Origin of the sequence: Streptomyces sp. NPDC005728 (assembly GCF_040630895.1) — a bacterium.
In the GTDB taxonomy this organism is placed as follows: Bacteria; Actinomycetota; Actinomycetes; order Streptomycetales; family Streptomycetaceae; genus Streptomyces.
The window spans coordinates 14,186-29,986 of record NZ_JBEXYL010000075.1; the positions used below are offsets into that span (position 1 = coordinate 14,186).

The 15,801-nt window shown below is 70.7% G+C and carries 14 protein-coding genes; 7 read left to right on the plus strand and 7 right to left on the minus strand.

Annotation, left to right across the window (positions count from 1 at the left end; genetic code table 11):
* Positions 1-100 precede the first annotated feature (100 nt).
* From ABZ471_RS35370 to ABZ471_RS35395, 6 genes are all read left to right on the plus strand, one after another.
* On the plus strand, positions 101-841 hold the full coding sequence (locus ABZ471_RS35370; protein WP_359072354.1) for a response regulator transcription factor: 741 nt from the start codon (positions 101-103) through the stop codon (positions 839-841).
* A complete protein-coding gene (locus ABZ471_RS35375) occupies positions 838-2,478 on the plus strand; it encodes a HAMP domain-containing sensor histidine kinase (RefSeq protein ID WP_359072356.1) in 1,641 nt (546 codons plus the stop codon). The genes ABZ471_RS35370 and ABZ471_RS35375 overlap by 4 nt, the downstream gene beginning before the upstream one ends.
* A gap of 14 nt (positions 2,479-2,492) precedes the next feature.
* A complete protein-coding gene (locus ABZ471_RS35380) occupies positions 2,493-3,983 on the plus strand; it encodes a bifunctional glycosyltransferase family 2/GtrA family protein (protein WP_359072358.1) in 1,491 nt (496 codons plus the stop codon).
* Positions 3,980-6,211 (plus strand): glycosyltransferase family 39 protein, encoded by a 2,232-nt coding sequence (locus tag ABZ471_RS35385; protein ID WP_359072359.1) that lies wholly within the window; start codon positions 3,980-3,982, stop codon positions 6,209-6,211. The genes ABZ471_RS35380 and ABZ471_RS35385 overlap by 4 nt, the downstream gene beginning before the upstream one ends.
* A gap of 47 nt (positions 6,212-6,258) precedes the next feature.
* Positions 6,259-7,674, plus strand: a complete 1,416-nt coding sequence (locus ABZ471_RS35390; protein WP_359072361.1) for an MFS transporter — start codon at positions 6,259-6,261, stop codon at positions 7,672-7,674.
* Between the two features lie 127 nt (positions 7,675-7,801).
* Positions 7,802-8,557 carry a TetR/AcrR family transcriptional regulator gene (locus tag ABZ471_RS35395; protein WP_359072362.1) on the plus strand — a complete coding sequence of 252 codons (756 nt, stop codon included), beginning with the start codon at positions 7,802-7,804 and terminating at the stop codon, positions 8,555-8,557.
* On the opposite strand, the gene ABZ471_RS35400 is transcribed toward ABZ471_RS35395, so the two are convergent.
* The 5 genes from ABZ471_RS35400 to ABZ471_RS35420 all read right to left on the minus strand — a co-directional run bounded on the left by ABZ471_RS35400 (position 8,554) and on the right by ABZ471_RS35420 (position 13,527).
* Complete coding sequence (locus tag ABZ471_RS35400) at positions 8,554-9,021, minus strand: PPOX class F420-dependent oxidoreductase (protein ID WP_359072363.1); 468 nt, start codon at positions 9,019-9,021, stop codon at positions 8,554-8,556. The two genes, ABZ471_RS35395 and ABZ471_RS35400, sit on opposite strands and share 4 nt — an antisense overlap.
* 55 nt (positions 9,022-9,076) lie before the next feature.
* Entirely contained in the window at positions 9,077-9,424 is a 348-nt protein-coding gene (locus tag ABZ471_RS35405; protein ID WP_359072365.1) for an STAS domain-containing protein, read from the minus strand.
* Between the two features lie 113 nt (positions 9,425-9,537).
* Positions 9,538-10,362, minus strand: a complete 825-nt coding sequence (locus ABZ471_RS35410) for a YceI family protein (protein WP_359072366.1) — start codon at positions 10,360-10,362, stop codon at positions 9,538-9,540.
* A gap of 104 nt (positions 10,363-10,466) precedes the next feature.
* Positions 10,467-13,019, minus strand: coding sequence for an MFS transporter (locus ABZ471_RS35415; RefSeq protein ID WP_359072368.1), 2,553 nt, complete (start codon positions 13,017-13,019; stop codon positions 10,467-10,469).
* A 13-nt stretch (positions 13,020-13,032) separates the two neighbouring features.
* Positions 13,033-13,527 carry a MarR family transcriptional regulator gene (locus ABZ471_RS35420; protein WP_359072370.1) on the minus strand — a complete coding sequence of 165 codons (495 nt, stop codon included), beginning with the start codon at positions 13,525-13,527 and terminating at the stop codon, positions 13,033-13,035.
* 207 nt (positions 13,528-13,734) lie between these two features.
* Between ABZ471_RS35420 and ABZ471_RS35425 the strand changes: the two genes are divergently transcribed.
* The gene (locus ABZ471_RS35425) at positions 13,735-13,929 is read left to right on the plus strand and encodes a hypothetical protein (RefSeq protein WP_359072371.1); all 195 of its coding nucleotides are present in this window, start codon (positions 13,735-13,737) and stop codon (positions 13,927-13,929) included.
* A 25-nt stretch (positions 13,930-13,954) separates the two neighbouring features.
* Here the strand turns inward: ABZ471_RS35425 and ABZ471_RS35430 are convergent, their stop codons facing one another.
* Together ABZ471_RS35430 and ABZ471_RS35435 are read right to left on the minus strand one after the other, a co-directional pair.
* Positions 13,955-14,491, minus strand: coding sequence for a hypothetical protein (locus ABZ471_RS35430; protein WP_359072373.1), 537 nt, complete (start codon positions 14,489-14,491; stop codon positions 13,955-13,957).
* Positions 14,492-14,727: 236 nt separating this feature from the next.
* The gene (locus ABZ471_RS35435; RefSeq protein WP_359072374.1) at positions 14,728-15,654 is read right to left on the minus strand and encodes an RNA polymerase sigma factor SigF; all 927 of its coding nucleotides are present in this window, start codon (positions 15,652-15,654) and stop codon (positions 14,728-14,730) included.
* Positions 15,655-15,801: the final 147 nt, after the last annotated feature.

Sequence of the window (15,801 nt, forward strand, 5' to 3'; positions counted from 1 at the left end):
AGGGTTCCCAGGCGTTCCCTGAGAGACGCCTGTGCGTTTCTCAGGGAAATCACAGAAAAGGGAAAGTCTCTTCTCAGAGGGCCCCGACAAGGTGTCCACCATGACCACGACCTCGCCCCAGGGGCGCACCGAACTGCTGAGGCCGGACGGGAGCCCCGTCCGAGTGCTTGTGGTGGACGACGAGTTGTCGATCACCGAACTCCTGAGCATGGCTCTTCGCTACGAGGGCTGGCAGATCAGGAGTGCGGGGGACGGACAGGGAGCCGTTCAGACGGCCCGTGAGTTCCGGCCCGACGCCGTCGTCCTGGACATGATGCTGCCCGACATGGACGGGCTGACCGTGCTGGGGCGGCTGCGCCGTGACCTGCCCGACGTGCCCGTCCTCTTCCTCACCGCCAAGGACGCCGTCGAGGACCGCATCGCCGGGCTCACCGCCGGTGGCGACGACTACGTCACCAAGCCGTTCAGCCTGGAAGAGGTCGTGGCGCGGCTGCGGGGGCTCATACGCCGGTCCGGAGCCGCCGACCGCCGGTCCGACTCCGTGCTCGTCGTGGGGGACCTGACCCTGGACGAGGACAGCCACGAGGTCTCGCGGGCCGGGGAGTCCATCCACCTCACCGCCACCGAGTTCGAGCTGCTGCGCTTCCTCATGCGCAACCCGCGGCGCGTCCTCAGCAAGGCGCAGATCCTGGACCGCGTGTGGTCGTACGACTTCGGCGGGCAGGCCAACGTGGTCGAGCTGTACATCTCCTACCTGCGACGGAAGATCGACGCGGGGCGCGAGCCCATGATCCACACCCGGCGTGGGGCCGGTTACCTGATCAAGCCCGCCGCGTCATGAGCGGACGACGACGGCCGCGTCCGCAGAAGCGACGAGCTGGACAGCCGCGCACCCTGCGGACGCGGCTCGTCGTCGCATCCGTGGTGCTGATCGCCGTGGTGTGCGCGGTGATCGGCACCGTGACCACGCTCGCGTTGCGGACCCATCTGTACGACCAACTGGACGAGAAGGTCGGCGAGATCGCCATGCGCGCGGCGGGCGGCCGTCTGCAGAGTCCCGGCGGGGCCGTACCTGGTCCGGCGGCGCCCGACTCCAAGGCCGACTCCACGCCGAGCGAACGGATCGAGCACCTCCTCACCAACGGCCCGACGCAGCCCAGCACCGTCGCGGCGTACGTGGAGAACGGCTCGATCGCCAGCGCCGGCAAGGCCGTGCAGCTGAACGACAGTTACAACAGGTTCCGCAAGATGAGCACCGTCGACCTCACCGCCGCGCAGAAGCAGGCGCTGGCCAAGGCGTCGAAGGACGGGAAACCGCACACGGTGGCGCTCCCGGGGCTCGGGGACTACCGGGTCCAGTACAGGGTGAGCCCCGACGGCGGCGACGCCTATTACGTCGCCCTGCCCACCAAGGACGTCGACGACAACATCGACACCCTCGTCGTCGTCGAGGTCTGTGTCACCGTGGCGGGACTGGTCGCCGCCTCCCTCGCCGGCTTCGTCATCGTCGGCGTCGCCACCCGCCCCCTCCGCAAGGTCGCCGCCACCGCCACCCGGGTCTCCGAACTCCCCCTGCACACCGGCGAGGTGAACCTCAGCGAGCGGGTGCGCGAGTCGGAGTGCGACCCGCACACCGAGGTCGGCCAGGTCGGCGCCGCGCTCAACCGGATGCTCGACCATGTGCACGGCGCTCTCCACGCACGGCAGCAGAGCGAGATGCGGGTACGGCAGTTCGTCGCCGACGCCAGCCATGAGCTGCGGACTCCGCTCGCCTCCATCCGCGGCTACGCCGAGCTGACCCGGCGGGGCAGGGAGCAGGTCGGGCCGGACACCCGGCACGCCCTCGGGCGGATCGAGTCCGAGGCCGGGCGGATGACCCTGCTGGTCGAGGACCTGCTGCTGCTCGCCCGGCTGGACGCCGGTCGGCCGCTGCAGTTCGAGCAGACCGACCTCGTTCCGCTCGTCGTGGACACCATCAGCGACGCCCGCGCGGCCGGCATGGACCACAACTGGCGGCTCGACCTGCCCGACGAGCCCGCCCTGGTGTCCGCGGACGCGGCACGCCTGCAGCAGGTCCTGGTCAACCTCCTGGGCAACGCCCGCAACCACACCCCGCCCGGTACGACCGTCACCGCCCGCGTGCAGCGGCGCGGGCCGTGGATGTGCGTCGACGTCGAGGACAACGGGCAGGGGATCCCCTCCGACCTGCTGCCGCACGTCTTCGAGCGGTTCGCGCGGGGGGACTCCGCCCGCTCCCGCTCCACCGGCTCCACCGGTCTCGGCCTCGCCATCGTGCAGGCCGTCGCCACCGCGCACGGCGGTGCCGTGACCGTGGACAGCGTTCCGGGGCGGACGGTCTTCACCGTGCACCTGCCCGCGCTCGGCCCTGCCGTCCCGCAGCCCGCGCCCGAAACCGACTGGCAATCGCACTCACAGGCACAGCACAGTGCCACCACATGGGTGCAACAGGGCGCCTGACGAAAGTCGGTTCCATGCGAACCGACTCTTCTCCCGGCACCCTGCCGGCGCGGGAGCACCTCCCGGCCGGAAACGCCGGTACGCCTGTCCTGGACGTAGTGATCCCCGTCTACAACGAGGAGAAGGACCTCCAGCCGTGCGTGCTCAGACTGCACGACCACCTCACCCGCACCTTCCCGTACGCCTTCCGCATCACGATCGCGGACAACGCGTCCACGGACAGCACCCCGCTGGTGGCGGCGCGGCTGGAGGCGGAGATCCCCGAGGTCGCCAACTTCCGGCTGGAGCAGAAGGGCCGCGGGCGCGCCCTCAGGACCGTGTGGTCCGCTTCCGAGGCGCCGATCCTCGCGTACATGGACGTCGACCTGTCCACCGACCTCAACGCCCTGCTGCCGCTGGTGGCGCCGCTGATCTCGGGTCACTCGGACCTCGCGATCGGCTCCCGGCTCGCCCGTAGCTCCCGGGTGGTGCGCGGTCCCAAGCGGGAGTTCATCAGCCGCGCCTACAACATGATCCTGCGCGGCTCGCTGCAGGCCCGCTTCTCCGACGCGCAGTGCGGCTTCAAGGCCATCCGCCGCGATGTCGCCCAGGTGCTGCTGCCGCTGGTGGAGGACACCGGCTGGTTCTTCGACACCGAGATGCTGGTGCTCGCCGAGCGGGCGGGGCTCAGGATCCACGAGGTGCCGGTCGACTGGGTCGACGACCCGGACTCCACTGTGCACATCGTGAAGACGGCCACCGACGACCTCAAGGGCGTGTGGCGCATCGGCAGGGCCCTGGCCACCGGTTCGCTGGCGCTGGACCGGCTCACCCGGCCCTTCGGCGACGACCCGCGCGACCGCGAGATCCAGGACGTGCCCAAGGGGCTGGCCCGCCAGCTGGTCGGATTCTGCGCGGTCGGCGCCCTGTCGACCCTCTTCTACCTCCTCCTTTACACCGTCTTCCGGCAGTTCTCCGGCTCGCAGGTCGCCAACGCGCTCGCCCTGCTCGTCTCGGCCGTCGCCAACACGGCCGCCAACCGCCGGCTGACCTTCGGGGTGCGCGGCCGGGGCGGAGCCGTACGGCACCAGGCGCAGGGCCTGGTCGTCTTCGGCATCGGACTCGCCCTGACCAGCGGCTCCCTGGCCGCCCTGAACGCGGCCACCGGCAACCCGGCGCACTCCACCGAACTGGCCGTGCTCATCGCCGCCAACCTCGCGGCGACCGTCCTGCGGTTCCTGCTCTTCCGTGCCTGGGTGTTCCCGGACCGCCGCGAGTCCGGCGGCTCGACGGTGGTCGCCGCGCACACCCCGTCGTCGCCCACGTACACCCCTTCCTCGCCCACGTACAGCACGACGGCTCCGTACGCACCCCTCCCGCAGCGCCCGGTGCCGTACTCCTCGTACGACCCGTACCAGACCACCCAGGTCCGCGCCGGTGAAGCCGCGGACGGCAGCTGGAGGGACGCCACCATGCGGTTGCAGCCGGTGCGCCCTCACGACACCGACCCGGGGGACCCCCGATGACCACCCACTACGACCAGCCCGCCCAGCAGGACACCCCCGCGACCTGGGGACCGCCGCCCACGGCGCCTCCGCAGGCCCCCGAGTCCGGTGAGCCCCGGCAGCCCTTCGTACGGAGACTGTGGCGCGGCCGCCCCGAGGACCCGCGCTGGGCGCGCCCGGCCTTCCTCGGTCTGCTGGCCGTCACCCTCGTCACCTATCTGTACAACCTGAGCGCCTCCGGATACGCCAACTCCTTCTACTCGGCGGCCGTCCAGGCGGGCAGCAAGTCCTGGAAGGCGTTCTTCTTCGGCTCGCTGGACGCGGGCAACGCCATCACCGTCGACAAGCCGTCCGCGTTCATGTGGCCGATGGAGCTGTCGGTCAGGATCTTCGGCCTGAACTCGTGGGCGATCCTCGCGCCCGAGGTCCTGATGGGCGTCGGCACGGTGGCGGTCGTGTACGCGGGTGTCCGGCGCCGGTTCAGCCCGGCGGCCGGTCTGGTCGCCGGCGCGGTGCTCGCGCCGACCCCCGTCGCGGCGCTGATGTTCCGGTTCAACAACCCGGACGCGCTGCTGGCCCTGCTGATGTCGCTGGCCTGCTACTTCGTCGTGCGTGCCGTGGAGGACGGGCGGACCGGGTGGCTGGTGTGGGCAGGTGCCGCGATCGGTTTCGCGTTCCTCGCCAAGACGCTCCAGGCGTTCCTGATCCTGCCGCCGCTGGCGATCGTCTACGCCGTCTGCGGTCCGGTGCGGCTGCGCAAGCGGCTGGTGCAGCTGGGTCTCGCGACCCTCGCGCTGATCGTCGCGGGCGGCTGGTGGGTCGCGATCGTCGAGCTGTGGCCGGCCTCCTCGCGCCCCTACATCGGCGGTTCGCAGAACAACAGCTTCCTGGAGCTGACCTTCGGCTACAACGGCCTCGGCCGGATCAGCGGCGACGAGACCGGCAGCGTCGTCCCCGGCGGCGGCAACGGCAGCGGCGGGCAGTGGGGCGAGACCGGCTGGGACCGGATGTTCAACTCCGAGATCGGCAGCCAGATCTCCTGGCTGATCCCGGCGGCCCTGATCCTGCTGGGCGCCGGCCTGTGGGCGACCCGCAAGGCACGGCGTACGTCCGTCACCCGTGCGTCGTTCCTGGTGTGGGGCGGCTCGCTGCTGATCACCATGGTGGTCTTCAGCTACATGGCGGGCATCTTCCACCAGTACTACACGGTGGCCCTCGCCCCCTACATCGCGGCCGTCACCGGCATGGGCGCCGGGCTGCTGTGGGAGAAGCGGAAGGAGACCTGGGCGTCGCTCACGCTGGCCGCCGCCGTGGTGGCCGCGGCCGCCTGGGGCTACGTCCTGCTCAACCGCACCTCCGGTTACCTGCCCTGGCTGAAGTGGCTGGTCCTGGTCGGCGGGCTCGCGGCCGCGTTCGGCCTGGTCTTCGCGGGCCGCATCTCGCGGCAGCTCGCCCTCGGCGCGGCGGCGGTGGGCCTGGTGGCCGCGCTGGCCGGTCCGACGGCGTACACCCTCAGCACGGTGAACTCCGCGCACACGGGTTCCATCCCGACGGCGGGACCGGCGGGCGCGAGCATGATGGGCTTCGGCGGCGGTCGTCCGGGTGGCGGCAACGGCGGCGGAATGCGCGGCGGCTTCGGCGCCGGCACGCCGGGCCAGGGCCAGCAGAACCAGCAGAACCAGCAGGGCCGGCAGAACGGCAACGGGACCGTGCCGGGTCAGGGCCAGGGCTTCCCGGGCGGCGGCATGCCGGGTCAGAACGGCAACAGCCAGGGCGGCCAGGGCCAGGGGCAGGGCCAGAACCAGCAGAACGGCAACGGCTTCCCCGGTGGCGGTCAGACGGGCGAAGGCAGCCGGATGGGCGGCGGCGGTGGCGCCGGCGGCCTGGTGAACGGCGCGAACGTCAGCTCCGCGGCCAAGAAGCTGCTGGAGAAGAACGCGGGCACGTACACCTGGGTCGCCGCCTCGATCGGCTCCCAGAACGCCGCGAGCTACCAGCTGGCCACCGGTGACCCGGTGATGGCGATCGGCGGCTTCAACGGCACCGACCCGTCCCCGACGCTGGCCGAGTTCAAGAAGTACGTGACGGACGGAAAGATCCACTACTTCATCGCCGGCGGCGGCATGGGCGGTGGCATGGGAGGCAGCGACAGCGGTACGGCGTCCCAGATCACCTCGTGGGTCGAGAGCAACTTCAAGAAGGTGAAGGTCGGTTCGGCCACCTTCTACGACCTCACGCAGAGCAGCTGACAGAAAGTCGCTATACACCGTATAGCTCCACCTATACGGTGTACAGCATGTCGGTTTCCCAAGGTCACCCCCAGCGCTGGCTGATCCTCGGTGTCATCTGTCTCGCCCAGCTCACCGTGCTGCTCGACAACACGGTCCTGAATGTCGCCATCCCCTCGTTGACCCGCGAGCTGCACGCGGCCACCTCCGACATCCAGTGGATGATCAACGCCTACTCCCTGGTGCAGTCAGGGCTGCTGCTCACCGCGGGCAGCGCCGCCGACCGCTACGGCCGCAAGAAGATGCTGCTCGCGGGGCTCGCCCTGTTCGGCATCGGCTCCGTGGCGGCCGGACTCGCCGGCTCCACCGGCCAGCTGATCGCCGCCCGGGCCGGCATGGGCATAGGCGGCGCACTGCTCGTCACCACCACGCTCGCCGTGGCGATGCAGATCTTCGCGCCCGAGGAGCAGCCGAAGGCGATCGGCATCTGGAGCGCGGTCAACGCGCTGGGCTTCGCGACCGGACCGCTCATCGGTGGCTTCCTGCTGAACCACTTCTGGTGGGGCGCGATCTTCCTGATCAACCTCCCGGTCGTGGCGCTGGGCCTGGTCGCGGTCGCGGCCCTCGTACCCGAGTCCAAGGCCGCACCTTCCCGGAGGACGCCCTCCGGACCCCCGGGCCGCGGCGACCGCCCCGACCTGCTCGGCGCGCTGCTGTCGACCGTCGGTATGGCCGCCCTCGTGTTCGCGATCATCTCCGGTCCGGAGCACGGCTGGACCTCGCCGCGGGTACTCGGTACGGCGGCCGTGGCGGTCGGGGTGCTCGGTCTGTTCGCGTACTGGGAGAGCCGGGTCGAGGAGCCGATGCTCGACCTGCACTTCTTCCGCGACCGCAGGTTCACCGGGGCGGTCGCCGGGGCGGTGCTCATCACCTTCGGGATGGGCGGGGCGCTGTTCCTGCTGACCCAGCACCTCCAGTCCGTACTCGGGTACGGCCCTCTGGAGGCGGGTCTGCGGACCGCTCCGCTGGCCCTGGCCGTGGTGGTGCTCAACTTCTCCGGGCTGTCGGCGAAGTGGGTTCAGAAGCTGGGGACTCCGGTGTCGATCGCGCTCGGGATGGTGCTGATGTCGTCGGGGCTGGTGTCCATCGCGCTTGCCTCCGGCGGATACGCGGGGGCTCTGATCGGGCTGTTGCTGATCGGGGTGGGATGCGCCCTTGCCAACCCTGCGATGGCGCACGCGATCATGAGTGCGATTCCTCCGGAGAGGGCGGGGGTGGGGGCCGGGATCAACGGAACGCTTGCTGAGTTCGGCAACGGGCTGGGGGTTGCCGTTCTGGGGGCTGTGCTCAGCTCTTCCGTTGCCTCGGGGGAGTCTCTGTCGGCTGGGTTGGGGGCCGGGCAGTTGGTGGGGGCTGTTGCTGTGCTGGTGGGGGGACTGGTGGCAGCGGGGCTTTTGCGGCGGGCGGAGCGGATGGCCGCCTGACAGCTCGGGGGATGGCATTCGTGTGGCTGCGGGTGCGTTGTGGCTGGTCGCGCAGTTCCCCGCGCCCCTAGGTTGGCTGTACTCCTAGCATCTTGAGAAGTGGCCGAAACTCCAGAGAGGTGCCTCGATGGCGAAGGGTGATGCGGGGTCGGTGCGGGCCAGTGTGTGGTTGGAGGGGACCGCGCGGCGCGGTGGGCGCAGTGCACAGCCCTCGGGGCTCGACCGGGAGCGGATCACCGCCGTGAGCGTACGGCTGCTGGATGCCGAAGGCCTCGCGAAGGTCTCCATGCGGCGGCTCGCCGGTGAGCTGAACGTCACCGCGATGTCCCTGTACTGGTACGTGGACACCAAGGACGACCTGCTCGAACTCGCCCTGGACGCGGCCTACGGCGAGCTGCGGCTGCCCGCCGCCGGGGACGAGGCCGACTGGCGGGAGCAGCTGCGGGCGCTGGCCGCCGAGTACCGGGCGCTGCTGGTGCGCCACCCCTGGCTGTCGCCGCTGGCCGGCCGGTACCTGAACATCGGCCCCAACGCGCTCGCCTTCTCCCGCAGCGTGCAGCGCGTCGTCCGCGGCGCCGGGCTGCCCGCGCGCCGGGTGACGAGCGCCATCTCGGCCGTGTTCCAGTTCGTGTACGGCTACGGCACGGTGGAAGGCCAGTTCATGGCCCGGATCGCGGACTCCGGACTGACCCCGGACGACTACTTCCAGCAGGCCATGAGTTCGGCCCGGGAGGACCCCGAGACAGCGGACTATCTCCAGGAGTCCCAGGAGATCATGGACGCCCGCGGCGGGGACACGGTCGCCGAGATGATGGACCGTGACTTCACCTTCGCCCTGGACCTGCTGGTCGCCGGGATCGAGGCGATGGTCGAGCGCGGCTAGTCCGCGGCCAGCCGCGCCGGGAAGCCACCGGTCGCCACCGGTCCCCACCGCTCCGGTGTCACGCGGATGATGGACTTGCCCTGCTTGACCATCGCCTCGCGGTACTCGTCCCAGTCGGGGTGTTCGCCGGCGATGTTGCGGTAGTACTCCACCAGGGGCTCGACGGAGTCGGGGCTGTCGACGACCTCGGCGGTCCCGTCGATCTGGACCCAGGGGCCGTTCCACTCGTCGCTCAGGACGATCAGGCTGACCCGCGGGTCGCGCTTGGCGTTGCGGGTCTTGGCCCGCTCGGGATAGGTGGAGACCACGATCCGGCCCGAGTCGTCGACCCCGCAGGTCAGCGGGGAGGCCTGGGGGCTGCCGTCGGTGCGACGGGTGAGCAGGACGGCGCGGTGGCGGGGGCGTACGAAGTCCAGCAGTTCGGCCTGCGATACACGGGTGTTCGTCGCGATGTCGGGTGCCATGACCGCAGCCTAGAGCGCATGCGGCCCGGTCAGCCTGACCCTGTCGGGCACAGGCTCAGGATGTCAGCGCCGCGGCGCAGTCGTCGTACACCGGGACGTCCCGGCGCACTCCGGTCAGTATGAGCACGCGGCTCGGCAGGCCTTCCGGGAGGGCGGCCACCCGGACCTCGGTGGGCGGGCACAGCAGCCGGCGCACGTCGTGGATCAGATGGGCGCCCTGGGAGTCCATGAACCGGGTGCGGGTCAGGTCCAGTACGAGCAGACGCAGCCGCCGGGCGCGGGCGACCGAGACGATCCGGGCGTAGAGACGGGGTGCGGTGCACAGATCGACTTCCGGGGGCAGCGTGAGCAGCGTGCGGCCGGGCAGGTCGCGGGGTGTGTACGGACGCGGGAGGAAGGTCACGGCACTCTCACCGGGCGGGCGGGCGATGGTCTGGGTTCCGCTTCCTGCGGTTCCATTTGACCATGGTCCACCGGGCGGCGGAAGCAGCCCGGTGGCAGGGTGTCGGCCGGACGTCACTCCCCCGCGGGCAGGGAATCGCCCTGGACCGCCTGAATGTCCAGCTCGACCCTGAGGGTCGTACCGATGGCGGCGATGCCCGCCTGGAGGACCTGGTTGTAGTTCATCGCGAAGTCCTCGCGGTGCAGTTCGGTGGTCGCACGGAAGGCGGCGCGGGTGCCGCCCCACGGGTCGGCCCCGGTGCCGAGGTAGGCCAGGTCGAGGTCGACGGGCCGTACGACCCCGTGCATCGCCAGCTCGCCGTGGACCGTCCAGCGGTCCGGGCCGGCCTGGCTCAGGCCGGTCGAGCGGAAGGTGATCTCCGGGTGCCGTTCGACGTCGAGGAAGTCCGCGGACCGCAGGTGCGTGTCGCGCATCCCGTTGCCGGTGTCGACGGACGCGGCCCGGATGACCGCTTCCACGCGGGACTTGGTGACGTCGTCCGGGGCGATCTCGATGGCCCCGCCGAACTCCGCGAACCGGCCGTGCACGCTGGAGATCCCCAGGTGCTGGGCGACGGCGGCGACCGAGGAGTGCACCGGGTCGATGGTCCACGGGCCGGGCGGCGGCAGTTCGGCGCCGCCCTGCCGGGCCAGCGTCACCGTGCCGACCTCGGCCCGCCCACTGGCGGTGACGATCGCGCTGGAGGCGGCGGGCGCGTATCCGACGGCGGTCACGATCACCGTGTACGCCCCCGGCGCCAGCTCGGTGGTGTCCCGCACGGCCCCCTCGGCGTCCGCCTCGGCCCGCAGCACCTGAGTACCGGTCATGTCCGTCACCGTGACGACCGAGTGCGACACGGCCCATCCGTCCCGGGTACGGATCCTCGCGGTCAGTCCCATCCCGTTTTTCTCCCTGCAAGGAATTACAAAGGCTTACAAATTGGTCGTATGAAACCGGCCCGTGGTGCGCGCATGGCGGTGCGCGCACCACGGGCCGGGGTGTACTACTCGCCGGGGTGGGCGAGTGCGATGTCGTGGCCGTCGACTCCGCGGCCGAAGACGGACAGCGCGGTGGCCGCCGGCGGGTAGCCCGTCGCGATGACGGTGTAGTCGCCGTTGTCCAGGTCGGTGAAGGCGTACGCCCCGTCCGTCCCGGTGGTGGCCGTGCCGACCACGTTGCCCGCCGCGTCCACGAGGGTCACTCGGGCGTCGGCCAGCGGGCCGTGCGGGGCCCGTACGACACCCTGCAGCTGGGCGCCCGCGTCGAGGTCGACCTCGATCCGGGTGACACCGGTGGCGCCGATCTCGACCGGCAGGGCGCGCGGACGGTATCCGGCCGCGTTCACCGCGACGGTCACCACGCCCGGCACCAGCTCGGTGAAGGCGAACTCGCCCTGCTCACCACTGGCCGCGGTGGCCAGCAGGTCCCCGCGCACATCGGTGACGATCACCATCGCGTCCTTGACCGGCAGCGCGTTCCCGGCCGCCCGGACCACACCGCTCAGTCCGCTGGTGCCGCTGAGCAGGATGTCGTACGCCAGCGGCTCCTCGCCCACCACGACCGTGGAGGCCTGCGGCTGGTAGCCGTCGGCGGAGGCGATCAGCACGTACGAGCCCGCGCCCGGCGCGTCCAGCCCGTAGGAACCGTCGGCCTGGGCGACCGAGCGGCCCAGCTGGCGGCCGGAGAGGGAGATCAGCGTGACCGCGGCCTGCGGGACCGGGGCGCTCTCGGCGCCGCGGACGAAGCCGTGGACCGGGGTGCCGCCGTGGCCGCCGGTGCCGGGCCCGGCCACCGTGGCGACAGCGGTGAGCTGCTGGACGGCGGTGGCGGTGGCGGTGGCCGGCGCCTCGGGGGAGCCGTCCGCCGAGACGACCGGCTGGGCCCAGCTGGGCACGTTCTCCTGGGCGGGTTCCCGCACGGGCTGCTCCACGGTGTTCTCGACGGGGGCGGCGGCCGGGGCCTTGACGTCGGCGGCCTGGGCGAGCGCGCCCTGCGTCTTCAGCGGGACCTCCTTGATGAACAGCGTGATCAGGAAGGCGACGGCCGCGAGGCAGCCGGCGATGAAGAAGACGTCGCCGATGCCGTGGCCGTAGGCACTCTCCATGAGCGTGCGCAGCGGGGCCGGCAGCTTGTCCATGTCCGGGATGGTGTCGGTGGAGCTCGAGCCGGCGAGTGCGGCCTGGTACTTCGGGGAGAGGGCGGCGATGCCGTCCTTGACGTAGTCGGTGATCCGGTGGGACATCACCGCGCCGAGCGCGGAGACGCCGACCGCACCGCCGAGGGAACGGAAGAAGGTGACCGTGGAGCTGGCCGAGCCGAGGTCGGAGGGCGCCACCTGGTTCTGCGTGGCGAGGACCAGGTTCTGCATCATCATGCCGATGCCGAGGCCCAGCAGGGCCATCCAGATGGCCATCTTCCAGTACTCGGTGTCGTAGCGGATGCTGCCGAGCATCATCAGGCCGGCCGTCACCAGCACACCGCCGCTGACCAGCCAGGCCTTCCAGCGGCCGGTGCGGGTGATGAACTGACCCGAGACGGTCGAGGAGACGAACAGCCCGCCGATCATCGGGATCGTCATGACGCCGGACATCGTCGGGGACTTGTCGCGGGCCAGCTGGAAGTACTGGCTGAAGAACACCGTGCCGGTGAACATCGCGACACCGACGAACAGCGAGGCGAGGGACGCCAGCGTGATGGTGCGGTTGCGGAACAGGCGCAGCGGGATGATCGGCTCGCTCGCCTTGGCCTCGACGAGCACGAACAGCGCGCCGAGCACGATCGAACCGCCGACCATCGCGTAGGTCTGCCAGGACAGCCAGTCGTACTTGTCACCGGCGAAGGTGACCCAGACCAGCAGCAGGGAGACGGCGGCGGAGATGAGGGTCGCGCCGCCCCAGTCGACCTTGACCTCCCGCTTGACCACGGGCAGGTGCAGGGTCTTCTGCAGCACGATCAGCGCGATGATCGCGAAGGGCACACCGACGTAGAAGCACCAGCGCCAGCCCAGCCAGGAGGTGTCGGTGATGACACCGCCGAGCAGCGGGCCGCCGACCGTGGCGACGGCGAAGGTGGCGCCCAGGTAGCCGGAGTACCGGCCGCGCTCACGCGGGGAGATCATCGCCGCCATGACGATCTGCGCCAGCGCGGACAGACCGCCGACGCCTATGCCCTGGAACACCCGGAAGGTGATGAGCATGCCGGGGTTCTGCGACAGGCCGGCCGCCATCGAGGCGACGACGTAGATGATCAGCGCTATCTGGACGAGCGCCTTCTTGCTGTACAGGTCGGAGAGCTTGCCCCACAGGGGAGTGGCCGCGGTCATCGACAGCAGGGCCGCGGTGACCACCCAGGTGTAGGCGGACTGACCGCCGCCGAGGTCGCCGATGATGTGCGGCAGGGCATTGGAGACGATCGTGGACGACAGGATCGCCACGAACATGCCGAGGAGCAGCCCGGACAGGGCCTCCATGATCTGCCGGTGCGTCATCGGGGCGTGGTCTGCGCCTCCCCCGTGCTTGGCGTGAGCCCGCACACCGGCTGGTGTGGTCGTTGCCATGGGCTTCCTTCTCTTACGTGTTTGCGGGTGTACGGGTGGTCTCTTCGAGTACGGGCGCGGACGGCCGCGGCGGGGCGGACCGGCAGTCGCCGAAGCTGGCGCGCAGCCGCGTCATCAGCCGGATGAGCTGGCCGACCTCCGCGTCGGTCCAGTCGCTCAGCCGGTCGGTGAGCAGATGGGTGGTCCGCCGGGACAGCTCGTCGAGCTGCTCCAGACCCGCGGGCGTCAGGCGCAGGATGCGCGAGCGCTTGTCCGCCGGGTCCGGTGACCGTTCGATCCAGCCGCGTGCGGCGACGTGCGCGACATGCCGGCTGGTGACCGACATGTCCACGGCGAGCAGCTCGGCGAGCTTGCTCATGCGCATGTCGCCGTGGCGGCCGAGCAGCGTCAGCACGGCGGCGGAACCGGCCGGGCAGTCGGGCGGCAGGATCCGCCCCATGTCCCGTTTCACGGCTCCGAAGGCACTGAGCTGACGGGCCAGCTCCTCGAACTGCGCCTGCTCGGCCATCACACACCTCCCGCATTCGTTGCTTCGGGCAACCATAGATCTGATTGGTTGCCGCAGGCAAATAAACGAGGGGCGTGCGACGCAAAAACTTGGCAAAGGCAAGTATTGCAAACGTAAATGCGCAGGTCGGGGTGGGTGAGGTGCCCCCGTCTGTCCCGGTGGCCCCGCACTTGGGTCGGCCACCTGGATTCGCTAGTGTCTCGGGCCATGGCTAACACCCAGGGCCCCCAGGGCAATTACGACCCCGCAGGCAGCACCCAGATGTTCCGCGCGTTCGTGGACGAGGCTCCCCAGGGACGCCAGCAGCAGGCGGCCGCCTCCTCCGGTCCCCGCATCGGCCTGATCATCGGCATCGTCGTCGCCGTGGTGGTCGTTGCCGCGGTGGCCTGGCTGGCGCTCTAGTAACGACGTGGCCCCCTGACGGGGGTCACCCCTTCCACTGGACGGACACGTCCCGCGTCTCTATGTGCATGCCCAGCGGCACGCGCCAGGCGTCGACGCACACCGTCCAGGTGTGGTCCGTGCGCACCCCCGGCCCGATCGGCGCCGGGAGGTCCACGGCCGACTCGACCGTTCCCCAGTCGATGCCGAGCGCGCCGATGATGTGCGTCCCGAACGTCACCGTGCCCGAACGCACCGCCACGCCGCCGGAGTTGTGGAAGGCGACGGTCACCTTCTCGCACCAGCGCCGGTCGCCCTCCTTGCGCGTGGGGTCGCCCCAGTCGAGGGCGGCGGGTGCAGGAGGCGTCGTACGAGAGGGAGTTGGTGTGGGCGCGGGCCGCTCCGGAGCGGTCGAGCCGTCGTCGGTTGCGCTCGGTGAGGCAGCCGCCGGATCGGACGCGGTGCTTTCGGGCGCCGACGGGGCCTGCGCGGACGGCGGAGCCGAAGTCACCGATCCGGAGGGGGAGTCGGGGCCCCGTGCCGGGGAGCCGGTGGCACCGGCCGGCCCGTCCAGCGGGACCATCCGTACCGCTCCCGTCGGTGTTCCCGGCGTACCCGTCGGCCGTGGCGCACCGCCCACCGCCACGTACCCGTCCCTGCCTCCGTCGCCGCACGCGGCCAGGGCCACGCCCAGACACACGACGGCCGCCGACGCTGCCGCAACGGCGCCTCGGCGGCCATGTGTCCATGTCGTGGTGCGGGGCGTCCCGGTACGAAGCATCTCGCCATGGTGGCTGACGCTCCGTCAGATAGGAACCCTCAGTCGGAGATGAGCCCCTCCCGCAGCTGGGCCAGCGTCCGGGTCAGCAGCCGGGAGACGTGCATCTGCGAGATGCCGACCTCCTCGCCGATCTGCGACTGGGTCATGTTGGCGAAGAAGCGCAGCATGATGATCCGGCGTTCCCGCGGCGGCAGCTTGGCCAGCAGCGGCTTGAGGGACTCGCGGTACTCCACGCCCTCCAGGGCCGTGTCCTCGTAGCCGAGGCGGTCGGCCAGGGAGCCCTCGCCGCCGTCGTCCTCGGGGGCCGGGGAGTCGAGCGAGGAGGCGGTGTAGGCGTTGCCGACCGCGAGGCCGTCGACCACGTCCTCCTCGGAGACGCCGAGGACCGCAGCCAGTTCCGTCACCGTCGGGGAGCGGTCCAGCTTCTGGGACAGCTCGTCGCTGGCCTTGGTGAGGGCCAGGCGCAGCTCCTGGAGCCGGCGCGGGACGCGCACCGACCACGAGGTGTCGCGGAAGAAGCGCTTGATCTCGCCCACGACCGTCGGCATCGCGAACGTCGGGAACTCCACGCCCCGTTCGCAGTCGAAGCGGTCGATCGCCTTGATCAGGCCGATGGTGCCGACCTGGACGATGTCCTCCATCGGCTCGTTGCGCGAGCGGAACCGGGCCGCCGCGTAGCGCACGAGGGGGAGGTTCAGCTCGATCAGGGTGTCCCGGACGTAGGCGCGCTCGGGACTGTCCTCGTCGAGTGCGGCGAGCCGCAGGAACAGGGAGCGGGACAGGGTGCGGGTGTCGATGTCCGTCGAGGCCGGCAGGGCCGGGACGGCTTCGGGGGCCTCGACGGGCGGGGCCTGCACGGCTTCGAGGGGCGTGACGCCATCGAGTACGTCGATTGCGGCAAGCTCCTTGGGCGCTGCCTCGCTCGTGGGCGTGAGCACCTTCGAGCTGCCCTGGTCTGCGGACATGCCACCCCCTTTGGGTCGCGGGACGGTACGGCGGCGATGCCTTTCGAGCAACGCAGCCTTCACCTGAATACCGGAGCCGGAGCCTCGGCAAACGCGCTTCCCGCAGAATGTCACATGTCGGCAACACGCTGTAGTGACATGTCGACA

Coding starts and splice junctions, on each gene's coding strand:
- ABZ471_RS35370 (WP_359072354.1), top strand. CDS start 101: ATGACCACGACCTCGCCCCAGGGGCGCACCGAACTGCTGAGGCCGGAC.
- ABZ471_RS35375 (WP_359072356.1), top strand. CDS start 838: ATGAGCGGACGACGACGGCCGCGTCCGCAGAAGCGACGAGCTGGACAG.
- ABZ471_RS35380 (WP_359072358.1), top strand. CDS start 2,493: ATGCGAACCGACTCTTCTCCCGGCACCCTGCCGGCGCGGGAGCACCTC.
- ABZ471_RS35385 (WP_359072359.1), top strand. CDS start 3,980: ATGACCACCCACTACGACCAGCCCGCCCAGCAGGACACCCCCGCGACC.
- ABZ471_RS35390 (WP_359072361.1), top strand. CDS start 6,259: ATGTCGGTTTCCCAAGGTCACCCCCAGCGCTGGCTGATCCTCGGTGTC.
- ABZ471_RS35395 (WP_359072362.1), top strand. CDS start 7,802: ATGGCGAAGGGTGATGCGGGGTCGGTGCGGGCCAGTGTGTGGTTGGAG.
- ABZ471_RS35400 (WP_359072363.1), bottom strand. CDS start 9,021: ATGGCACCCGACATCGCGACGAACACCCGTGTATCGCAGGCCGAACTG.
- ABZ471_RS35410 (WP_359072366.1), bottom strand. CDS start 10,362: ATGGGACTGACCGCGAGGATCCGTACCCGGGACGGATGGGCCGTGTCG.
- ABZ471_RS35415 (WP_359072368.1), bottom strand. CDS start 13,019: ATGGCAACGACCACACCAGCCGGTGTGCGGGCTCACGCCAAGCACGGG.
- ABZ471_RS35420 (WP_359072370.1), bottom strand. CDS start 13,527: ATGGCCGAGCAGGCGCAGTTCGAGGAGCTGGCCCGTCAGCTCAGTGCC.
- ABZ471_RS35425 (WP_359072371.1), top strand. CDS start 13,735: ATGGCTAACACCCAGGGCCCCCAGGGCAATTACGACCCCGCAGGCAGC.
- ABZ471_RS35430 (WP_359072373.1), bottom strand. CDS start 14,491: ATGGTCCCGCTGGACGGGCCGGCCGGTGCCACCGGCTCCCCGGCACGG.
- ABZ471_RS35435 (WP_359072374.1), bottom strand. CDS start 15,654: ATGTCCGCAGACCAGGGCAGCTCGAAGGTGCTCACGCCCACGAGCGAG.